This is a genomic window from Rhodoglobus galactosidasius (genome assembly GCF_054957775.1).
In genome coordinates this window covers 1-19,278 of record NZ_JBQIAV010000012.1, presented here as the reverse complement: position 1 = coordinate 19,278, position 19,278 = coordinate 1, and the positions used below count along the sequence as shown (strand labels likewise).

The 19,278-nt window shown below is 60.3% G+C and carries 20 protein-coding genes and 2 pseudogenes; 8 read left to right on the top strand and 14 right to left on the bottom strand.

Annotated elements, in window-relative coordinates; genetic code table 11:
- Positions 1 to 36: 36 nt before the first annotated feature.
- From ACTJJW_RS13540 to ACTJJW_RS13515, 6 genes are all read right to left on the bottom strand, one after another.
- The gene (locus ACTJJW_RS13540) at positions 37 to 1,146 is read right to left on the bottom strand and encodes a C45 family autoproteolytic acyltransferase/hydolase (protein WP_462645497.1); all 1,110 of its coding nucleotides are present in this window, start codon (positions 1,144 to 1,146) and stop codon (positions 37 to 39) included.
- Complete coding sequence (locus ACTJJW_RS13535) at positions 1,143 to 1,970, bottom strand: ABC transporter ATP-binding protein (protein ID WP_462645495.1); 828 nt, start codon at positions 1,968 to 1,970, stop codon at positions 1,143 to 1,145. Before ACTJJW_RS13535 ends, ACTJJW_RS13540 begins: the two co-directional genes overlap by 4 nt.
- Positions 1,967 to 2,797, bottom strand: coding sequence for an ABC transporter ATP-binding protein (locus ACTJJW_RS13530; protein ID WP_462645493.1), 831 nt, complete (start codon positions 2,795 to 2,797; stop codon positions 1,967 to 1,969). Before ACTJJW_RS13530 ends, ACTJJW_RS13535 begins: the two co-directional genes overlap by 4 nt.
- Positions 2,797 to 3,624 (bottom strand): ABC transporter permease, encoded by an 828-nt coding sequence (locus ACTJJW_RS13525; protein ID WP_462645491.1) that lies wholly within the window; start codon positions 3,622 to 3,624, stop codon positions 2,797 to 2,799. The genes ACTJJW_RS13530 and ACTJJW_RS13525 overlap by 1 nt, the downstream gene beginning before the upstream one ends.
- Positions 3,621 to 4,559 (bottom strand): ABC transporter permease, encoded by a 939-nt coding sequence (locus tag ACTJJW_RS13520; RefSeq protein ID WP_462645568.1) that lies wholly within the window; start codon positions 4,557 to 4,559, stop codon positions 3,621 to 3,623. The genes ACTJJW_RS13525 and ACTJJW_RS13520 overlap by 4 nt, the downstream gene beginning before the upstream one ends.
- Positions 4,560 to 4,635: 76 nt before the next feature.
- Positions 4,636 to 6,273 (bottom strand): ABC transporter substrate-binding protein, encoded by a 1,638-nt coding sequence (locus ACTJJW_RS13515; protein WP_462645489.1) that lies wholly within the window; start codon positions 6,271 to 6,273, stop codon positions 4,636 to 4,638.
- A gap of 132 nt (positions 6,274 to 6,405) precedes the next feature.
- Here ACTJJW_RS13515 and ACTJJW_RS13510 point away from each other — a divergent pair, with 132 nt between their 5' ends.
- Positions 6,406 to 7,449, top strand: coding sequence for a LacI family DNA-binding transcriptional regulator (locus ACTJJW_RS13510; RefSeq protein WP_462645487.1), 1,044 nt, complete (start codon positions 6,406 to 6,408; stop codon positions 7,447 to 7,449).
- Between the two features lie 197 nt (positions 7,450 to 7,646).
- Here the strand turns inward: ACTJJW_RS13510 and ACTJJW_RS13505 are convergent, their stop codons facing one another.
- Entirely contained in the window at positions 7,647 to 7,958 is a 312-nt protein-coding gene (locus ACTJJW_RS13505; RefSeq protein ID WP_462645485.1) for a helix-turn-helix domain-containing protein, read from the bottom strand.
- 102 nt (positions 7,959 to 8,060) lie between these two features.
- On the opposite strand from ACTJJW_RS13505, the gene ACTJJW_RS13500 reads away from it, so the two are divergent.
- On the top strand, positions 8,061 to 8,396 hold the full coding sequence (locus ACTJJW_RS13500; protein ID WP_462645483.1) for a DUF3024 domain-containing protein: 336 nt from the start codon (positions 8,061 to 8,063) through the stop codon (positions 8,394 to 8,396).
- 145 nt (positions 8,397 to 8,541) lie between these two features.
- Here ACTJJW_RS13500 and ACTJJW_RS13495 read toward each other — a convergent pair whose 3' ends face one another.
- Positions 8,542 to 8,742 (bottom strand): restriction endonuclease, encoded by a 201-nt coding sequence (locus ACTJJW_RS13495; protein ID WP_462645567.1) that lies wholly within the window; start codon positions 8,740 to 8,742, stop codon positions 8,542 to 8,544.
- Between the two features lie 319 nt (positions 8,743 to 9,061).
- Here ACTJJW_RS13495 and ACTJJW_RS13490 point away from each other — a divergent pair, with 319 nt between their 5' ends.
- Positions 9,062 to 9,805, top strand: a complete 744-nt coding sequence (locus ACTJJW_RS13490; protein ID WP_462645481.1) for a hypothetical protein — start codon at positions 9,062 to 9,064, stop codon at positions 9,803 to 9,805.
- Positions 9,802 to 10,230, top strand: a pseudogene (locus tag ACTJJW_RS13485) (RES domain-containing protein); the annotation flags it as partial. The gene ACTJJW_RS13490 and the pseudogene ACTJJW_RS13485, both read left to right, overlap by 4 nt.
- Here ACTJJW_RS13485 and ACTJJW_RS13480 read toward each other — a convergent pair.
- Both ACTJJW_RS13480 and ACTJJW_RS13475 read right to left on the bottom strand, forming a co-directional pair.
- Positions 10,204 to 10,707 (bottom strand): integrase core domain-containing protein, encoded by a 504-nt coding sequence (locus ACTJJW_RS13480; protein WP_462645565.1) that lies wholly within the window; start codon positions 10,705 to 10,707, stop codon positions 10,204 to 10,206. The pseudogene ACTJJW_RS13485 and the gene ACTJJW_RS13480 overlap by 27 nt on opposite strands.
- 4 nt (positions 10,708 to 10,711) lie before the next feature.
- Positions 10,712 to 11,791, bottom strand: coding sequence for an IS110 family RNA-guided transposase (locus ACTJJW_RS13475; protein WP_462645479.1), 1,080 nt, complete (start codon positions 11,789 to 11,791; stop codon positions 10,712 to 10,714).
- A gap of 370 nt (positions 11,792 to 12,161) precedes the next feature.
- Here ACTJJW_RS13475 and ACTJJW_RS13470 point away from each other — a divergent pair.
- Positions 12,162 to 12,479: pseudogene (locus ACTJJW_RS13470) on the top strand (transposase); the annotation flags it as partial.
- A gap of 21 nt (positions 12,480 to 12,500) precedes the next feature.
- Here the strand turns inward: ACTJJW_RS13470 and ACTJJW_RS13465 are convergent.
- The 4 genes from ACTJJW_RS13465 to ACTJJW_RS13450 all read right to left on the bottom strand — a co-directional run bounded on the left by ACTJJW_RS13465 (position 12,501) and on the right by ACTJJW_RS13450 (position 16,377).
- A complete protein-coding gene (locus ACTJJW_RS13465) occupies positions 12,501 to 13,142 on the bottom strand; it encodes a dsDNA nuclease domain-containing protein (protein WP_462645477.1) in 642 nt (213 codons plus the stop codon).
- A 184-nt stretch (positions 13,143 to 13,326) separates the two neighbouring features.
- On the bottom strand, positions 13,327 to 14,256 hold the full coding sequence (locus ACTJJW_RS13460) for a nucleotidyl transferase AbiEii/AbiGii toxin family protein (RefSeq protein WP_462645475.1): 930 nt from the start codon (positions 14,254 to 14,256) through the stop codon (positions 13,327 to 13,329).
- Positions 14,253 to 14,837 carry a type IV toxin-antitoxin system AbiEi family antitoxin domain-containing protein gene (locus ACTJJW_RS13455; RefSeq protein WP_462645473.1) on the bottom strand — a complete coding sequence of 195 codons (585 nt, stop codon included), beginning with the start codon at positions 14,835 to 14,837 and terminating at the stop codon, positions 14,253 to 14,255. Before ACTJJW_RS13455 ends, ACTJJW_RS13460 begins: the two co-directional genes overlap by 4 nt.
- A 91-nt stretch (positions 14,838 to 14,928) precedes the next feature.
- The gene (locus ACTJJW_RS13450; RefSeq protein ID WP_462645471.1) at positions 14,929 to 16,377 is read right to left on the bottom strand and encodes a threonine/serine exporter family protein; all 1,449 of its coding nucleotides are present in this window, start codon (positions 16,375 to 16,377) and stop codon (positions 14,929 to 14,931) included.
- A gap of 142 nt (positions 16,378 to 16,519) precedes the next feature.
- On the opposite strand from ACTJJW_RS13450, the gene ACTJJW_RS13445 reads away from it, so the two are divergent.
- The 3 genes from ACTJJW_RS13445 (at position 16,520) to ACTJJW_RS13435 (ending at position 19,179) form a co-directional block, all read left to right on the top strand.
- Positions 16,520 to 17,533 carry a DUF368 domain-containing protein gene (locus ACTJJW_RS13445; protein ID WP_462645469.1) on the top strand — a complete coding sequence of 338 codons (1,014 nt, stop codon included), beginning with the start codon at positions 16,520 to 16,522 and terminating at the stop codon, positions 17,531 to 17,533.
- A gap of 258 nt (positions 17,534 to 17,791) precedes the next feature.
- On the top strand, positions 17,792 to 18,805 hold the full coding sequence (locus tag ACTJJW_RS13440; RefSeq protein WP_462645467.1) for an EcsC family protein: 1,014 nt from the start codon (positions 17,792 to 17,794) through the stop codon (positions 18,803 to 18,805).
- A gap of 191 nt (positions 18,806 to 18,996) precedes the next feature.
- A complete protein-coding gene (locus ACTJJW_RS13435) occupies positions 18,997 to 19,179 on the top strand; it encodes an AAA family ATPase (protein WP_462645465.1) in 183 nt (60 codons plus the stop codon).
- Positions 19,180 to 19,278 lie beyond the last annotated feature (99 nt).

The following is a 19,278-nucleotide window of genomic DNA, read 5'->3' as shown; positions in this document are numbered from 1 at the left end:
TAACGGGCATCCGAAGCCGAAGCGCTAACCTTCTACTCAGGCGCTCGAGACAGCACGCTGAACGAGAGGTTGCGCGGACTCTGCCACGAGCGGCACGAGCGGCACGCTTGGTGCGTCCCGCGGCGTACCGACCGACACTGTCATCTCCCGCGCTGCGGCATCCAGTGTGATCGTCGCAAGCGTTGCCCAGCGATTGCCTAACGAGGCTCCGGGCTCGGGAACACAGCACAGTTCTGCTTCGTCACCCGGGTGGGAAACGAGATAAGGAACCAGCTCGCTGGCCAACATGGGAAGTGGTGAGTCCGCCACGCGATCGATCAGAACACGGTAGCGGAGCTGGGAGTCCGGGTCATAAAGCCCGGGCTTTTCGCCGCGACCCAAGTGCTCGTCGAGAAAGTGATTGGTATGCAGCAGCACACCGTCGTTCGGGGTGAGTACGACTGCTCCACGGGGACTCAACTCCACGATTACGGCAGCGTTCGGACTGACCACCGTGATCGCGCTGGATGTGCTCACCGGGGCCGACTGCAGAACGTCTACCGCCTCGGCGAGCGTCGACGATTCCGCCAGAACCCGGGCCGCGACCAAGTGCACGGGCACGCCGTCGGGCCGGTCATCCTGATGCCCAAGAATATTGAGCATGATGCCGATCCCCGCGTCATTGATCCCAATCTTGCTCAGGATGCCGTGCTCGGTTAGACCAACGAAGTTGCGGACGTTGCCGCGCACATCCTGAAGATGCCAATAGTGGGATAACTCTTCGTGCCAGTCCCAGGTCTGTGCACCGACGGGGGCGCCGCGCGTGTTCACAATCGTCGAGCACTCTCCGGGCCTCGCCCCGGGCGCGCCAGACAAAATCTCGGTGCGCGCGTTGAGCGCGGCGATCTGCCAGAGTTCGAGACCAGATCCTTCGGCCGTTCCTCGCATCTCATCGACGAGGGTGGGGCACCATTGCCGGGTGCTCACGATGGCCTGTTCTGCGTTGTTGCGAACCGACGCTTCTTCGATGCCGGCCTGCGCGAATAGCGCCATATAGATGCTCACCCCCTCAGTGAGGGTGCCGCGCAGCGCAGACCCGCGTTGCAGCCCGCGTTCGTGAGCATCCGCCGAATCGATTCGGATGATCTCTGGGCGGGAGCCAATCATGACGCGATCTTCTCTCGGAAAGCTTGGATGAGACCTCGCTGCGGTTTCCACCCGGGCCGAGGCGCGCAGGCGAGTAATAGCTGGGTGTAGGCGTGGCGAGGGTTACCGAGCACGTCGGACGTCGCACCCCGCTCCACGATGGCACCCCGATGCATGACGACAATCTGGTCAGCCACCAGTTGCACGACGGAGAGATCGTGGGTGATGAAGACATAGCTCAAGTTCTTAGCAGCGCGAAGCTCAGCGAGGAGTTTGAGAATCTGACCCTGGACCGTGACGTCAAGTGCGGCAACCGATTCGTCGAGCACAATGACCGACGGGTCGGCCGCGAGCGCACGCGCGATCGCTACGCGCTGCCGCTGTCCGCCGGAAAGTTCACCCGGCAGTGCGTCGAGCTGACGGGGTTCGAGGCCAACCTGCTCGAAGAGTTCAACGCACCGCTCACGTCTTGCGCGAGCATCCAGCGTCGTGTGGGCCCTCAGGACCTCGTCGACGGCGGTGCTCACCCGCAGCCGTCGGTTCAGCGAGCTCTGCGGGTCTTGAAACACCATTTGAATTTCACGGGCGCGCCGGTGCAGTTCTCGACGGCTCGCGCGCTCGGCGACCGGTTTTCCGTTGAGCATTACGGTGCCCGAATCGGCAGTCTCGAGCCCTACGATGATCCGCGCGAGAGTAGTTTTGCCGGAGCCCGATTCGCCGACCACTGCGAGACATGAGCCGCGCTCGACAGTCAAGGAAATATTATCTAGCGCCGTAACTTTGTGTCGCCCGTGGCCGTTGAAGGTCTTCGTCAGCGCATCCACGACTATTGCGGGCGTGCTCATGTGGACTCACTTTCGTCGACGTCAATCCCAGGTGGAACGATCCCGGTCGGAATAATCCCTACCGGCCGCGAGTCCATCAGCTCCCGCGTATAGGGATGTGTGGGATTGTCGCGCAACTGTTCTGGCACTCCGGTTTCGACGATCTGTCCGTCCTTCATCACACTGATGCGGTCGCAGACCGCCGCGGCGAGGTCCAGATCATGCGTCACGTAGAGCATTGCCATGCCAAGATCCCGGCGGAGTTCATCGAGAATCGCCATTACCTCGGCTTGTGTCGTGACATCGAGCGCCGTGGTGGGTTCGTCGGCAAGCATGAGTTTTGGCTTACCCGCGATCGCTCCCGCAATAACGACACGTTGGAGCATCCCGCCAGAGAGCTGGTGCGGGTACGAACCAAGCACCCGGTCAACGCCGTCGATGCCAACTTGCTCGAGTAGTTCACCGGCGCGCAGCCGTGCTGCATCCTTGGGCATTCCCTGCGCATCGTGCATACCTTCGATCAGGTAGTTGACGACGGGAAGTACCGGATTCAGCACCGCGTGCGGATTCTGGGCGATCATTGATACGTCTGTGGAGCGCATCCGGCGCAAAGACTCGCCCCGCAACGCGAGCACGTCCGTCCCTGCAAAGGTGATGCTCCCGGTGATCGAAGCATTACTCGGTTCGATACGAAGAATGGAACGCAAGGTCATCGATTTACCGCTGCCGGACTCTCCGACAAGACCCACGGATTCACCCGCGCCGACCGAAAGCGACACGTTCCGCAGAATGTCGAGCTCTGCCCGTTCGGTGGCGATTGTCATGCACAGATCGCGAATCTCTAACATCAGACTTTCCTCCCGGCTGCGGCACGACCGCCAAGTCGTTCACCGATGTAGCCCAGCGAGGCGACCGTGAGCACGATGAGCAAGCCTGCGAGCATGCTCTCGGCCGGGTAACCCCTCAGCAACGACTGCTGGCCGTCGGCGACCATGAGACCCCAATCAGCATCGGGTGCCTGGACCCCGAGCCCGAGGAAGGACAGTGCGGCGAGTTCGATCATGGCAAAACCAAAGTTTATTGTGGCGCCGGTCACGATCAATGGTGCGATGTTCGGGATCAGGTGCCTCACCGTGATCACGACCCCCGAGATCCCCTGCAGCTGCGGCGAACGGATGTAGGGAAGGTTGCGTTCGCGAAGCGCCATGCTCCGGATAACACGGGCGGTGTAAGGGATGTACGCGATCGAGAGTGCGAGAGCTGCAGTCGTCAGGCTCGGTCCGAACACGGCAATCGCCAGCATCGCGAGCAGCAGGTTGGGGAACGCAAAGAGCAGGTCGAGGACGCGACTGATGAAGGAGTCAACGAGTCCACCCCACCAGACACTGATCAGGGCGAGTCCGGTACCAAGTACCGCCGTAATCGTCACGACGATGACAGGGCCGATCAAAGCGGATCTCGCGCCCCACAACAGTCGGGAGAAGATGTCGCGACCGGCCTGGTCGGTGCCCAGTAGGTGAGCGGCGCTGACCCCGAGGTAGCGCTCGGTGACGGAGCCGATCGTGGGATCGTAGGGGGCGATCAACGGGGCGAATAGTGCCCCCAGAACGACCAGCGTGAACAGGCCCGCAGCGGCTATGCCAATCGGGCCAAGCAGCGACTTGACGCGAATCATCCTTCACCTCGTGTTCTCACGCGCGGATCGATCGCCGCGTAGAGCAGGTCAACGAGAAGATTGATGAGACCAAAGGCTGCAACCAGGATGATGGCGATCGCTTGCACCACGGCGAAGTCTTTGGTCTGCACGGCACTGATGAGCAGTGTCCCGATGCCATCCAGAGTGAAGGCGTACTCGACAACGAAGGCGCCAGCGATGAGACCGGCGATGTGTACTCCGACGATCGTACTCACCGGGAGCATCGAGTTACGGATCACGTGACGGCGTTGCACGAGTGCTCGCGGGACGCCGCGAGCCTGAGCCATGATCGAGTGCTCGGAACCGCGTTCTTCGCGAATGGACGTGCGGGTGATCCGCGCGACGACTGCCATTGAGGGCAGCGCGAGTGCAAAAGCCGGCAGGGTGAGGTGCCAGAGTCGGTCGAGAAAGCCGTCCCCGGAGCCGAATACCGGAAACCAGCCCAACCCGACGCTGAAAATACTCATCAGGATCAGCGCGGCGAAAAAAGTAGGGACGGCGAAGCCGAGGTTTGAACCAAGCAGGATGACCTTATCGAGAGCCCCATCGCGGGTGCCTGCGACGATACCCAGTCCCACTCCGAGCACCATGATCAGGATGGCAGCCATCACCACGAGGGTGATTGTCGTCGGTAGTCGGGTGGCGAGTAGCTCACCGACATCTTGGCGGTTGATGAGCGATTGCCCGAAGTTTCCCTGCAGAACTCCGGTGAGCCAGTTCCAGAAGCGCACGAGGAAGGGGTCGTTGAGCGAGTACTGCTCCCGGATAGCTGCAAGCACTTCCGGGGAGACGGTGCGACCCTGCACAAGGAAGTTCTCTGGGCTGCCCGGGGCGGCATACATCCCGGCGAAGACGAGAAAGCTCGACACGATGAGCACGCCGATGAGCGCGAAAAGTCTTCGTATGATGAACATCACTGGAATGGCACCCCCCTTTGGTGGCAGCAGGAGTGAGGGTGCGGTCTATTGCACCCTCACACCTGCCGGTTGATCAGTTTCCCGATGCGCCGAGGTCAGCTGCCCACGGGTAGTAGAGGTACACGAAGGATGCTGGCACGCCAGTCACCCTGTCGTTCAGAAACAGTCGCACGGCGGAATCGACGATCGGGATCCACGGCAGATCCTCCATGACGATCTGCTGAATCTGGTTGACGACGGCCGCTCTCTCGTTCTCGTCGGTCATCGCCTCCGCCTCATTGATTAGCGCGTTGACCTCAGGATTGTCATAGCCGTTGTAGTTCTGCGAGCCCTCAGGACCAACGATGCCGCGAAGGAACGCGAGTGGGTCTGGCACATCCATGTAGTTCGCAGTCACGAACGCATCGCTACCCGCACGAGCCTCTTCGTCGGAGAAGTAAGCACCGAACTGTGCGCTCGGGACTCCTACCGGCTCGACCGTCAGCCCGATGGCCCGTGCGCCGTTGGCGATTTCGGAGATGATGTCCGCATAGTAGCCACGCTCCGCGGGGTACACGATGCTGATGGTCTGATCGAGATCTACCGTCGCACTCTCGAGGGCCTTTTTCGCGCCCTCGATGTCAACCTCGGTTGGTCGGAGGTCTTCGCGTCCGCTGGTGAACTCGTCCTCGCCGTAAGACCACCCGTTGTTCGGCACGAGCGACCTGGACGGTTGCGCTGTACCTTCATACACGGTGTCGGCGATTGCTTGACGGTCGGTCGCCATCATGAGTGCTTGGCGAACTGCTGGGTCAGCAAATGCGCCGTTGCCCGTACCGATGATTGCCATGACCTGCAGCGAGCTGCCGAGGTACAGAGTGCCGTTGTCGGCGCTCTCCAAGGTGGGCACTGAGCCAAGCGGCACATCATAGGAACCATCGATAGCCCCGGTGGTCAGAGCGCTGGAAATGGCCGCGGAGTCGACGATAAAGTTGATGTCGACCTGTGCGGTCTTGGCCATCTTCTCTTCGTTCCAGTAGTTATCGTTGCGCATAAGCGAAATGGACTGACCCTGATTCCATTCACCCATCGAGAATGGACCGGTGCACATGACGAGTCCTGTGGGATTGCCGTAATCTCCGCCGGCAGCTTCGCGGTGCGATTGCTGAACAATGTTGCCGATCGGCGATACCATGTAGGAGTTGAACGTGACATCTGGCTCCGTGAGCTTGACGGTGACTTCACGCTCTCCGGTCTTCTCGATCGACGCTATGTTGCTGACAACGTCACCGGCCCAATAGCTTCCCTCGTCGGGGTTCATGTGACGGCCCAGACTGAAGACCACGTCTTCCGCCGTCAGTGGATCACCGTTCCAGAACTCCACGCCATCACGAATCGTGTAGATGTAGGTGGTCGAATCCGGAGTTTCGACGCTCTCGGCCAGGTTCGGCTCGATCGTGTAGTCGGGCTGCAGTTGCATGAGCCCTTCACACAAGTTCGCGACTACCGTGTTCTCCGGGTAGTTGAATGCCTTGATCGGGTCCAGCGACGCTGGTTCGCCGAACGGCAGGTTCCACGTTGCGAGATCAAGTTCTCCGACGGCTGGCGGCGTCGTAAAGACAAGCTCGTCGGAACCCGATCCATTGGACTTTGTATCTGTGTCGTCGGTCGCCACGCAGCCCGTGAGGGCAAGCGCGAGGATGACGGTGGAAGCTAGTGCGCTCTTCTTCATTGAAATGCTCCTATTGGTCCTTGGTCGAGGTACGAACACCATGACGTTGTTGTGACTGTAGTTAGCCAAAACGTTTTGGACAAGAGCGTTCTGGAAATCCCGAAAGCCGTTACCAACAGGTAACATTCGGTGATGACCCGCCCACGTCGACACAGAACCACGATTCATGACGTCGCCAAGCAAGCCGGCGTTTCCATTACGACGGTCTCCCACGCGCTCAACGGTAAAGGTGTCGTGGCCGACGCGACTCGGCAGCGTGTCATCGATACCGCCAACGAAATCGGCTACAGCGCCAATGCAATTGCGAGGGGGCTGCGCAGCAACCGTCTGGGCGTGCTCGGCATCGTCATCCGCCCGCTCGAAGACCTAGACTCCTACCAGCCGGAGGGCGTGGACTACTTCATGCGCTTTGCTGGTGCCGCGGCAGTCGAAGCCCTAGACCGCGGATTCGGACTCATGCTCGTGCGAGATCCCACAGCAGGTGCCTTGCCCGGCATCGCACTCGCGGTCGACGGCTTCATCATTTCTGACCCGGTCGCCAACGACCCGGTGATCGCCCTGTTGAATCGCAACGGCATCCCGATAGTCACCGTGGGTCGCGATACCGAGCGTCCAGAGTTCGCTGACTGGGTAGGGACAGGCACGACAACCGACTGCCGTGCGGTCGTAAATGCTCTCGTCGAACGAGGTGCAAAACGAATCGCCCTCGTCACCGGAACAGACTCCAACGCGTGGAACGCCGACAGCGAGCTGTCGTATCGCACGTGGGCAGCCGAGCACGGACAGGACGGATTCTTATACCATCAGGACGAACGCTCGGGCGAAGCTGGAGGCCGAACTGTCGCCGACGAGATGCTCGCGGCAAAGCTCGCTGGCGAGAAGGAACTGCCCGACGCTATCTACTGCCTCACCGGACGTCACGCGGCTGGTCTGCAGAAACGCCTGCAGGAAGCCGGTTACCGCATCCCTGCACACATCATGATCGTTGCTGGCTCGGACTCAGAACAAACCAGAAACAGCACTCCGCCGATCACCTCTGTCGACCTCGTGCCGGAGGCCACTGCGAAAGCCGCAGTCGACTTTCTGCTCTGCAGACTCGACGGCGACACCGAAAGCAGTCCACCGTTCGTCGAGAACGTGCTCCGATTTCGCGAATCGACGAACCGGCCATTGTGAGCGCGTTGACGACGAGTTGAGCCTTCATCCGGAAGCTGATCGGGGATTTCCCATTCAGAGCACGTCAACGGCCGTCACGTTCTGCACGCATTGCAGGGCGTTGGTCACTAGATTGGTCCACTTCACTCCCGCTACTCGGCGGACCGGAAGCGCAACAGCGCGAGCCCAACACGCCGCACTGACGTGCGGTGAAAGATTCAGTGTTTGGCGGGAACGAGTGTGAGCTTCTGCCCCAATGCATCAGCCAAACGCAGGAGTGTCGCGGCGGTCGGATTCCCAGCGCCTCGCTCGATGCGGCTGATCTCTGCCTGCTGGATGCCCGTCAGTTCAGACAACGCCGGCTGAGTAAGAGACCTGGCCTTGCGTGCGGTCGCGAGCACAGCACCAAGTTCGGCACGTTCGTCTACCTCGGCGGCAAACTCGGACGATGCTGCCTCATACACCCGTCGAGTGTCGTCGGACCATGCCGCCTTCGCACGATCCGCAAGTTCGTTAAAGTTCTTTACCATCACAGCTCCCCTCCCCCACAATTATGTGTCACAACACATACGCGGTCAACTGCTTCGATCCGACAGCATTGTGCGCTGGTATCGGTCTGTGAAACTAGGCATATGGCAATCCCTGAACTGGACGCGTTGCGCATCGCCCGCTGGTGCCGAGCCCGCATTCCCGAGCACCTGCGGGAGCAGGTCCGCGTCGAGTGTGAGATCGCTGACCGGCACGTCACCATTATGGAGACCCGTCCGCCATGGGACGACTCAGATCGCGAGTGGACGCGCTCCCCCATCGCCCGGCTCCGCTACACCGCATCGACCGGGCTCTGGTCTCTCTACTGGCAGGATCGCAACCTTCGGTTCCACATCTACGACGGCACGAAACCAACGAAGACTGTTCAATCTCTGCTCGACCACATCGGCACCAGCGGCGACCCAATCTTCTGGGGATGAAGTCGGGGACCAGCAGCACAGTTCTCAGATAACCTCCGCGCCGCAGGGTCGCACTGGCGAGAAAAGCGGAGTGTCGCTGACCACGGTGACCGACTTCGCCCCACAGCAGAGCACGACATACCGTTCGTGCGTATTGGCTGCGTGACTAGAAACTGTCACCTAGCGGTGCAGCAGACCCGATCGCCCAGTCCGGATTGTAATCACCGACAGGGGTCGGGATGAAGAACCCGCGTGGGAGCTTCGCGTAGACAGCGACCTCCGTACTGGTGTCCAGCTCTGTGACGAACGCTCGCTCAATCTTCGAGTCCGTCACCACGAAGTCGTAGACGTGTTTCTTGAGCTTGATACCCGCCTTACTGAAGTCTGACCACCTTCAGCCCATGAGGACGCGGGTGATGCGTTACCGCAACTGTCATGCTCCTGGTCGACGATTTTGGTTGGCCGGAGCCCAGGCTCGCGGACGCGAGGGGCCGTTCTCGGGGCATAGGCGGCGCGAAGCACAGTCGGAAAGGCGGCCTGTCGTGTACCTGCAAAACTAGCCACTCATGAGACCGCGATGGGATAGCTGTGCGGAGCGGGTGCCCGCGAGGTGGCGGTGCGCTCCCCGCTATTGACGCTATTGACCATGTGGTACATTGGCATTGACACTATTGACGGAGGTTGAAATGTCGATCACCCATGAACCTGCGCGACGGGCACCGCAGACGTCCGTGGAACTCGAGACCGTTGGCGGAAAGTACATCCTCGTTAATGTCGTGAGTCAGAAAATTCCAGTGGAGGTCGTGGGTACAATGGCCGTCCCGAGGAGGATTCGGGACATCGCGCGTCTGCATATGCGTCTTGAGCCGACGGGCGCCACTGTAGCTGGTGGGCCAAGCCCGGAGGTGGAACTTTCCGAACCGATGGGGGATTTGGTTACCGCTTTCATATCGCAGCTCCAAGACCGGCAGCGTGAGCTGGGTGAGGGTGCGTTCGAGGGTGTTGATGCTCTTGAGGTGGCTCGCCGACTTATTGCGGTCGTACCCACCACACAGAAGAGCCCGTGGGATGCACTGGTTGGTCCGTTTTATGACACTTCTGCGCTGGTGGTGTGGCGCGGACTTTCTCGTCAACGCCTCTCAGTGTTGCGTCGCCAAGATCGTCTTCTCGGCCTGAAGTCTGCTGACGGAGAATTCCTTCACCCCTCGTTCCAGTTTGATGCTGCAGGGGAACTGCTGCCGCGGATCCACGATGTCACAAGGGTCCTTCGTCGCGGGATTACCGATGAGTGGACTCGAGCGATGTGGCTCAACACACCGTTGGAGGAGTGGGGTGGGAAGTCGGCCGCCGAGAAGTTGCGGGGCACGGATGATGATGCTTCGGATGTGCTGGCGTTAGCGGAGCAAGATGTTGCGAGTCGGCTCACATGAGCCGAGAAGTAGTCGCGCAGCGGCCCCCTGCAGACGACGCACTTTTAGAAGATTTCCCGGCTGAGGCTTTATCGCCTGCGCGGGTGCTCGCGCGCGCCCACTCGACTGGAAATGACGCGGGCTACTACTCGTCGAGCCTCGGCGGCAGGTTTGACCTGCCGGCGCCGCGCGGGACGTTATATGCCGCAGACGATATCGCGGGTGCTCTCCGTGAGCGGTTGGGTATTGTCATCAGGCAAGGGAGGGTGAGCTCCAGTGATGCCCACGGGACGCGCGTAACCAAATTCACGACCAGGGGTGGGCAGTTTGCTGCGGTGAGTGTACCGGAGGCCGCAAATTTTGAGGTGACGAGCGAGCTGACGTCGATGACGCCGTATGTGGTGCCTCAGGCGTGGGCGTCAGCGATCGAGCGGGCCGCTTTTGATGGCATCCGATACTCTCCACGCTTCACCCCGGGGCCACCAACGGCCTGGGCAATTTTCGGGAAATCCGGTGCGGGATCCTGTGGCACGCAAGTGGAGATACTCGATGGTGTTTCGGCGTGTGCCGAAGCGGGACTTCAGGTGCTTCCGAATCCGCCCAAGCGCACCGATATCACCGTGCTTGCTCCACCGAAAAAGTAGAAGGTTGGCTGAACCGTCCCGGTTTTCATGCCGCTGTTTTGTTAGCGGCTCCCCGGTTGATGGGACATTGACTTCATCGTAGTAGGCGGCCTCGTATTCCTCGGGCGGAATGTTCCTGAGGGCGCTGTGCAGGCGGTCATTGTTGTACCAGTCGACCCAGTCGAAGGTGAGCTCTTCGACATCGGCGAGAGTCTTCAACGGGCCCGACCAGAACGGTGATCCCTTCTGGACGGCTTCGTTCTTGTAGAGCCCCATCACTGTCTCCGCGGACGCATTGATGCTCCTATGTTTGTCTAGTAGTGATTTCGCCTGTCGTCGGGTTGATCTTGATCAGCTGGTAGACCTCTCGGATGACGTAGCGCTTGAGGCATCGGATGATGTCGCGTTTGCTTTTGCCTTCGGTGGTTCGGCGGGCGACGTATGCTTTCGTCTGCTCGTGGTGCTGCATGCGCACGATCACTGTGCGGTAGATGGCGGCGTTGAGTTGTCGGTGTCCGCCGTGGTTGATGCGGTGCTTGCCGGAGGTCATCCCTGAACCGGTGGGAATGGGGCTGATGCCGGCGAGTTTCGCGAATGCTGCCTCGGAGTGGATGCGCTCGGGGTTGTCGCCGACGACGATGAGAATCTCCGCCGCGGTATCAACGCCGATGCCGAACTCCTCCAGCAGGTGCGGTGCCCGCTTCATGACGAGCTGCTCGATCATGGCCACGAGTTCCTTGATCTCCTCGTCGAGGGCAAGCCAGCGTTTCGCGATCGAACGTAGCGTGTGGCGGATCGAGTCGTCTGGGGTTTCCAACGCCCGGGGTCGCAACGCTGCGCAGTGGCGGGCGATCATTCGCTGCGTCTTCTTGGCGGTCTCAGTGCGGAGCTGTTCGGGTGCGTGCACGATCATCGCTTTGAGGGTGATCATGGCTGCAGAGCGATCTTTCACTGCTGTGTCGTGGGCGACTTTCAGTTGCCTGATCATCTCCACTGCGCCGTCAGCGGTCTTGGGGATCGCGGTCGCAAACCCGGCTAGCACGGCCCTGGCTGCGTTCTCAGCATCGAGTGTGTCGGATTTACCGTTGAGTCTGCGCAGCCGTCGGTCGGGGCGGGAGACCTCGATCACTTTATGGCCGTGGCGGCGAACAAATGAGGTCAATGACGCGCCGTAAGAGCCCGTTCCTTCGATCCCGAACGCGATAATCTTCCCAAACCCTGCAGCCCATTGAAGAAGCTGCCGGAACCCGGCGGTGTCGGTCGCGACCGTGAGAGTCGCAAGAATTCCCCCGATCGAATCCATGACTGCTGCAACATGAATGTGTTTGTGGGTATCGACGCCGATCACGACATGCCCTGATCTGAACTGCTCAACCTCGTCCACTGTGGTGTCTCCTTTGCCGGTTATCGTGGGTCACACGTTGTTGCCGGCGGGTGGACAGGACTGTCATGGGGACGCTTCCAAAAAGTCTGCTCCAGGCTCCTATCAGGTCACGCCCGACCGGCGGCAGCGCTTATTGCGTGCCCGGCCGGACGGTCGACAGATCAACGCTAAGGCACCATGCGGGCCAATCGTAGAGATGGGTCAGACCGTGCCGGCCAGGACTACCCGATTCTTGCGGAACCCGGTAGAAACAGACTGACAATCGTAGCTGTCTCCCTTCGAGCCGACTGAGGCGACGATGCCGTTCTCGGCAAGGCGTTCGGTGTAGCGAATCGCGACATATTGAACGCCGCGGTCGCTGTTAAGCCGAATTCGGCTTAACAGCGATCGTGGCACGCAATTTGGTTCCAGGAAATTCCGGAGGGCTTTGAAGCGTCATGGGCTGCTCGGCTCGATGGGCAGAGTGGGCGCGTGCGGGGACAATGCCGCGATGGAATCGTTCTTCAGCTTGTTGCAGAAAAACGTGCTCGACCGGCAGTCCTGGGCGAGCCGACAGGAGTTGCGCCTCGCGATCGTTTCATGGATCGAGGGGAAGTATCACCGCAAGCGACGGCAACGCAGCTTAGGGAAGCTGACACCAATCGAGTTCGAGACCATAATGATGGATGCCGTTGCTCTAACGGCATAAACCCCAGACTCAACCAAACCCTCAGCAGACCCTGCTGATCGCCTGCCCATACGGATCGGGACAGACTACAACTGAGGTTGAAGCCGCAAAGGCAGCCATGTCCTGATCGTCGTCCAATGAGACAGCGTCCAGCTCCTTGGCTAATTCACTCCGGGCGCTGGAGCTAGGCTGTGCAGCCTCGCTCCCCCACTCGGGTACTGGAATTCGAGTGACCGGGCGCTCAAGCAAGAGGATCGTCGCGGCTGGGAGTTCGGCGTCCCTGCGCTTCACCCAAGCCTTTGCGACGGAACGCAAGTCCTTTCGCAGATCGGTCGGGGCGAAATCGCCCGCGCTCTCACGTCGCGACTTGACCTGGATGAAGAACGACCCGCTCAACGACTGCACCGAAATGTCGTCGTACCCTTCCGGCGTCACTAACGCTGTCGCGTCGCCTTCGCTCCACAGACGCAATACGACGAGCGTGGCGACCATATTCTGATAGCGAAATCCACGCCCGGCACGCGCACCGGCTCGAGATATGGCCCACAAGGTCGTCTGTGGCTCCGTAGACAAAGACGCTGGGCTGGGAGGTGGCAAAGTCTCCCTTTGCTTACCGCGGCGCTCTTGCGCGGCACGCCGTCGGCGCGCTTCGGCTGTCGTGCGCTCTGAGTCTCGACGGGTCATATCTCGATGGTATTGACGACCTGTGACGCACCCAGACGTCCCGAAACTATCAGCGGACCTGTTTTTCGCATGATTCCACGGCTAGCTGTTCTCCCCGAGGCTGAACCGTTGCTCGCTGGAGTTTCCGTGGAGTCAATGTCCATCCACGATGCTTGGCTCGGTTTCGAATCCCTGCCCGTCGAAGTCACCAAGGGCTTTCTCCCGGTTCGAAAGTGGGCACTTTCCATAACCCGGTTCGCGGGTCCCATGACAGGTTGGTAGCGCTCTCAGAAAGGATCGGTTCGGTAAGTGCAAAACATGTGTCGAGAAGCTCGCCAAAGCGGACGGGCGTCGTCCCTTCGAGCCGTTGTTTCCGTCGCCAGACCTCCCACTTGCGTTGCGCGAGGTCGGGCATGTTTGCGATCAATGGACCAAGCGGTTCGATCTCGACTTGGCGGTAGCGCGCAACGGTGTCGATCGCCGAACGCAGGTCCGTGCCGCGAATTCTCCGGGTGCGGGCAATGGCCGCGATGTCGGTGAAGTCGCGCCACCGGGTGTTCTGCTCACCTCGTTCGATCGCGGTGACGATCTTCTCGGCAAGCACCATGTGGTCGGGATAGCCCCTCAATCGAAGTGTTCCGCCGAGCAGGAGTGGGAGCACCACTTCGGTTGGGGCCGGCCAGATCGGATCGCCAAAGTTCACGTCGACGTGCAGAGCTACTCGCGCTGTCGCGAGTTGCGCCGTGACCTTGACGCGGACGCCGTTGTAGTCGGCGTCGTCCCGGATCGGCTCCCCCACAGCGGAGTCCGGATCAAACTCCAACCCATCGTCGAGATGTACCTCGATGGTGCTGCGTACCCGTTGCTCGACATCGGCGATGTCGTTGGCGAATCCAGTCGCTGCGAAGTCGATGTCGCGGGTCGGTCGGCGCGCAGCGAACACTGCCATGAGCACACCACCCTTGAGCACGAACTCTCCAGCGTGCTCAGAGAAGGCCAACCGGGCGAGAAAACCTTCGAGCGCATACAAGGTGATGTACTCGGCAGGGTCGCGTCCGTCGCGGCGAGCGAGGTTGCGCAGATCGTTGTATGCCTGCCCAGCAGGCGTGTCTCGTGTCGGTGTTGGCGGAGTCATAGGAGCGCCTCGAGCGCCTGGCGGATCCGCGGCTGTGCCTTCGGAAAAGATGATGCAACCTTCAACAGGGCTGCCGGCGAGTTCCCGCGTTGTCGCAACCACCGTCGGAGTGCTTCGTAGGCGACGTCGCTTCCTTCCTGATGCATGAGTCGGAAGCAGTCCACGATCGATCTCTCGGCTGAGTAGATGGCGAACCTGAATCCATTTCCGGCATCGATGTGGTCGCGTCCGATCTGGAAGGTTGTCGGGTCGAAGCTGTGCCATGCAACGTGAGCGAGTCCAACGGGATGATGGGTGCCTCGCGGGAGGGCGATATCAGACTCGAACGGGATGGCGTCGCTCAGGTCGTGGCGTACGAGCGCACTCGTCAGACACAACGTCGCCTCTTCACGCACAGCTGTTGCTGCGGCGAGCGAGGCGAAGGCAGGCTCGATCTTGTCAGGACGCAGATACACGCCGCGGCCTACTCGTTCGATCTCCCCGTTCGCGAGCAGGTCGTAAACCTGGTCTTTCCGCAGGCCTGCGGTGCGAGCGTCGCCGAGCGTAAACACTGGTGCGAGATCTGCTACCAACACGCTCACCTCCCAACTCTCTACACATGAAGCCTATCTGTAATGAGTTAGGAAGGCAACGGAGACTTTCGCTAGGTCCGCACGCGAATGGCAAGCATCGTTACCGCGGCGTCCGTGAGCGCTTCAGCGCCAGCATTGCCGAGCGGTCGAACCCGAAGGTGCGTCGTGCAATGAATCCCCCGATGGTTGTTCCTGCAGCGAGGCCTAAGCCGGTCGCTAGTGCCATAACCATTGCGGGCAGCGCCAGATTGACTCCATATTCGGAATCCATGAGGGCATAGATGCCTCGATACAGTGCGAGTCCGGGCAGCAGAGCGATGATACCCACCATGTTTGTGGCGCCTTCTGGCACTTTCAGCCAGCGATAGAGAAGGTAGCTGATGACGCCGGCAGCGGTGCCGGCGATAGCGGGGGCTAGCCCTGGCGAGGATGCCAATGGCAGCACCACCCAGTACACGGCGAACACGAGGCTGGCCCCGATTGCCATGAGCGGCAACAACCGTAGCCGCACGTAGGAGGCGAGGGCGAAGCCGACGGCGATGATCGCAGCCCCGACCATCCCAGAGATCAAGCTTCGACTTTCACCCAAAGAATCGCCGACGGCCACCGGTATTCCCAGGCGCAAGGAAAGGCTCAGCACGATCGAGATGCCGACTGCGAGGCCGAGTGTCATCATGACGACTTCCATTCCGCGGGCAGTCGCCGTGACGTAGTAGCCGCCAATCGCGTCACTGGCCGCAGCGGTGAGCCCGACACCGGAAAGAAGCATGATGATGCCGGCGATCACAATGACAGTCGGACTATTCGATCCGGGCATATCGATGCCAACCGAGTGAAGCCAGAACATGAATACCGCGATCACGGTGGTTACCGCTGCGGCAGCCATCTGAGCGAAGAATGCGGGAACCGACCAGCGTTCTAAGCGACGAGTCATGAGATCCGAGATAGCGGCGGATGCTGCCGCCACGAGCACCAGCACAAAGCTCACGTCGAACATCACCACGACACCTGCCGCCAGAATCGCTTTACCCGCGGTCACCACCCAGCGCCGGTACGGATGCGGTGTTGTCAGAATCGCACCAAGCTGCTCGCGTGTCTCATCGACATCCCCGGGACCGTCCGGCCCCGTGATCACGTCAATGAGCCAGTACACGTTCTGCAGCCGCGTGTAGTCGATGGTGCGCACCTTCACAATGCGCATGATCGACATCGGGTCTTCGTTCATCCCGCGATGCACCGAAACAGTGAGCGAGGTGAAGGTAATGTCGACGTGCATTCCGCTAACGCCATACGCAGTACTGATACGAAGCACCGTGGCAACAACGTCAGCCGCGGATGCTCCGGTCGCCAACATTGCTTCGCCGGCGCGCAAACATAGATCGATAACCGAGCGTGCGTGTCGCTGGGATAGCTGCTGCTCGCTCCCTGGAATCGACAGGAGCTGAGTCGGCGCATTGGTTGAGCGCAGGGCTCCCCCAGCCATAGTGATGAGGGATCGACTCACACGTTGCTGAAATGCCCGAACCCGGTTGTTGCTGCCGTTATTCACCCCTCTAGGCTACGGGCACAAGCGTGGCGTCTGGTACCTGAGAGCGCAATCAGTCACCGCCGCCTAAACTAGTTCGACCGACCTGCACGGTGTTGAGAAACTCCACCGCTCAGAGTGCCACGACCCGAGATTGAGATCTGGATTGACGGAACTAGCAACAACGACAAGCACAAAAAGACAACCAAATGAACACGGGCGCGCGAGTACTCGACTGCACCCCGTCATACGCACCGTCGGCGATGCCTTCCGCGGCGCCCTTATCGGCTTCGCCGAGATTGTTCCCGGGGTCAGTGGCGGCACCATCGCACTGCTCGTCGGCGTCTACGACACTCTCATCGACGGTGCCGGGCACCTTGCGCGCGGAGTGGCCCTCACGATCGCAGACGGCATCCGTGGCCGCGGGCTCTCACGCGCTGCCGCACACTTCCGTTCGGTGCGCTGGAACGTCGTGCTGCCCATCGGTATCGGGATGCTTCTGGCAATCGTCGTCGGAGCCGCTGTGCTCGCCCCACTGCTCGAGGCATACCCGACGGGCACCCGCGCAGTCTCCGCCGGCCTCATCGCCGCCTCGCTCATCGTGCCAGCGCGCATGGTGGGTAGCCGGTGGACGCTACGAGAAATACTGATCGGCTTACTTGCCGCTGCCGTCGCTGTTGCTCTCACGAGCTTGCCTCGAGGCGGGGATGTCGAACCCTCGCTAATCATTGTGTCGTTCGCCGCAGCACTTGCCGTCTGCGCTCTCATCCTGCCCGGAGTTTCGGGATCGTACCTACTACTGATCCTCGGGATGTACGCCCCCACCCTCGCGGCCGTGAACGACCGCAACTTCGCCTACCTCGGCGCATTCATTATCGGCGCCATCGTCGGCTTGGGACTCTTCGTTTCGGGCTTGCAGCGGCTGCTGAAGAACCGCCGCCGCATCACCCTCGCCATCATGACGGGCCTCATGCTCGGCTCGCTTCGCGCGTTGTGGCCCTGGCAGACCGAGTCGGGCGGAATCCTGCCGCCCGCCGACGACCTCGGGCTCGTGCTGTTACTCATAGCCGTAGGCGCCAGCCTCGTGCTGGGCATTTTGGCCGCAGAAGCTACCCTAATGAAGCGGCGGATGCTCTCGCCCGAGATTGTGGCTGATCCTGAGCCGCGCTCCTCTGAGTAGCTCACGCTGCTCTCTCAAGGGTCTCTGGCGCACGTACGACGCGCTGCACTGCGCGGCGTCTCAGAGCGCACCAAATACGAGTTCGTCCACGCCCAGAACTGCGCTGGCCGGGTTCACCGAAGAAACCCAAAAAGGCAACGCAAGGAATCCCAGCATCACTCATTCGAGTATTTGAATCAATCGCCAGTGCGGCTTCGCTCAGTTCCCGCTGCACTAGGGCAACATGAACCATGTAGTCACTACATAAGGGGAATTGTATTGAGCACCGAAGCCCAACCTCTCGCGGACGCCACGGCGGGGATGACCAATTACGAGCGCCAGGTGTGGATCGCACTCAACAAGCACTGGCAAGATCGAAACAATCGTCGCAATCTCCCTAATTGGGTCAGCACATCGCTGGATCGCGGTAGCAAGTTTGCAGGAGACGCCACTAAGCGAGTTTCGGAATCCGTCCCGAAAGTGATCAAGGAACCGATCCGTCGTGCTGGAGAAGCCGTCGCAGACAAGGCTCTAGTACCTATAGCAGGTTCCGCAGCAAGACTTCTCGAGTTATTCAACGATTGGGCTCTAGAGCTGAATGACCCGACCAGCGTAGAGAAACTCGCTCGAAAGCGCGGGCTTGAAATAGTGAGTTTCACGGAGTTGCGTTTACAAGATCTCAAATTTTCTGATCGGCTGCTAAGCCGGAACACCCTGAATTGGAGGACGGCGGGTGCCCTCGAGGGAGGGGCGATGGGCGCGCTTGCGTTGGTCCCCGTCGCAGGAATTCCTCTAGCAATCGGCGCGGACATCCTCGTCATACAAGTCCTTAGCGTGTCGATCGCCGCTCGTATTGCTCATTCGTATGGATATGACGCAAAGGATCCGGCGGAGCAAGTTTTTATTCAGCGACTAGTGCAGCGCTCGTTCATGGCTCAGGCGGCCAAAGCGGAACCATTGCGGGAAGCGGCGCTCGCAGCTCAAGCCATCAAAGGACGCGTGCGGTGGTCGGAGAAACTTCGCGTGGACAACAGACTCCTCGCGGCTATCGAAAAATTGTTGCAACAACTGGGCCCCAACGGAGCGAAAGTCTCAGTGAAGAACGTTGCTAAAGTCGCGCCTTTCGTAGGCATAGTTATAGGGGCGGGCGTTAATTCTGCAATTTTGGGCAAGGTTGCTGCGGACGCTCAGCGATATTGCCAGACCCGCTTTTTGTGCGAGAAGTACGAGCTACCACTACCGGCCGCACTTTTCACAGATCTGGGCAATAGCTCAGAGCCACAGCCGGACTAATCGCTGCATGTGCCTATCACTTGCGACAACGAAGGCAGCGACTGCAGCGCTCGGCCTGAATGAATGACACACCCGACAGAATAAACTCGTTTGTCACAGTAAGTAGATAGGCGCTTTGAGGGCCGGGTCGGGTTGGCAGTCTTGATCGAGTCCGCTATAGATAATCGAGCGACACTCAAATAAGCTGCGAGTTGTGCGCCCCGGATGGCGCTGCGTCTTACGAGTGGAGCAACTTGTACATCAAGCGGGTTACTGTCGAGAACGTCAAGAGCTTTCGGGCTGAAACTACATTCGAGTTCGGCGCCGGGGTGAACTATCTGGTTGGCGATAATAATGGCGGGAAATCGGGCTCTCCTGTCTCTTCCGTGGGTTAATTCCTGCCGGGGAGCACGGGTTTGTGGCCACCGAGGCTGAGCATCGCGAGGGCGATGAGGGCGTCGGGGGATTTGAAGCCGAAGGCGATGCGGGTTATG

Bases quoted from the DNA above. Each gene is read 5' to 3' on its own strand.
- ACTJJW_RS13540 (WP_462645497.1), bottom strand. From the start codon at position 1,146: ATGATTGGCTCCCGCCCAGAGATCATCCGAATCGATTCGGCGGATGCT.
- ACTJJW_RS13535 (WP_462645495.1), bottom strand. From the start codon at position 1,970: ATGAGCACGCCCGCAATAGTCGTGGATGCGCTGACGAAGACCTTCAAC.
- ACTJJW_RS13530 (WP_462645493.1), bottom strand. From the start codon at position 2,797: ATGTTAGAGATTCGCGATCTGTGCATGACAATCGCCACCGAACGGGCA.
- ACTJJW_RS13525 (WP_462645491.1), bottom strand. From the start codon at position 3,624: ATGATTCGCGTCAAGTCGCTGCTTGGCCCGATTGGCATAGCCGCTGCG.
- ACTJJW_RS13520 (WP_462645568.1), bottom strand. From the start codon at position 4,559: ATGTTCATCATACGAAGACTTTTCGCGCTCATCGGCGTGCTCATCGTG.
- ACTJJW_RS13515 (WP_462645489.1), bottom strand. From the start codon at position 6,273: ATGAAGAAGAGCGCACTAGCTTCCACCGTCATCCTCGCGCTTGCCCTC.
- ACTJJW_RS13510 (WP_462645487.1), top strand. From the start codon at position 6,406: ATGACCCGCCCACGTCGACACAGAACCACGATTCATGACGTCGCCAAG.
- ACTJJW_RS13505 (WP_462645485.1), bottom strand. From the start codon at position 7,958: ATGGTAAAGAACTTTAACGAACTTGCGGATCGTGCGAAGGCGGCATGG.
- ACTJJW_RS13500 (WP_462645483.1), top strand. From the start codon at position 8,061: ATGGCAATCCCTGAACTGGACGCGTTGCGCATCGCCCGCTGGTGCCGA.
- ACTJJW_RS13490 (WP_462645481.1), top strand. From the start codon at position 9,062: ATGTCGATCACCCATGAACCTGCGCGACGGGCACCGCAGACGTCCGTG.
- ACTJJW_RS13465 (WP_462645477.1), bottom strand. From the start codon at position 13,142: ATGACCCGTCGAGACTCAGAGCGCACGACAGCCGAAGCGCGCCGACGG.
- ACTJJW_RS13460 (WP_462645475.1), bottom strand. From the start codon at position 14,256: ATGACTCCGCCAACACCGACACGAGACACGCCTGCTGGGCAGGCATAC.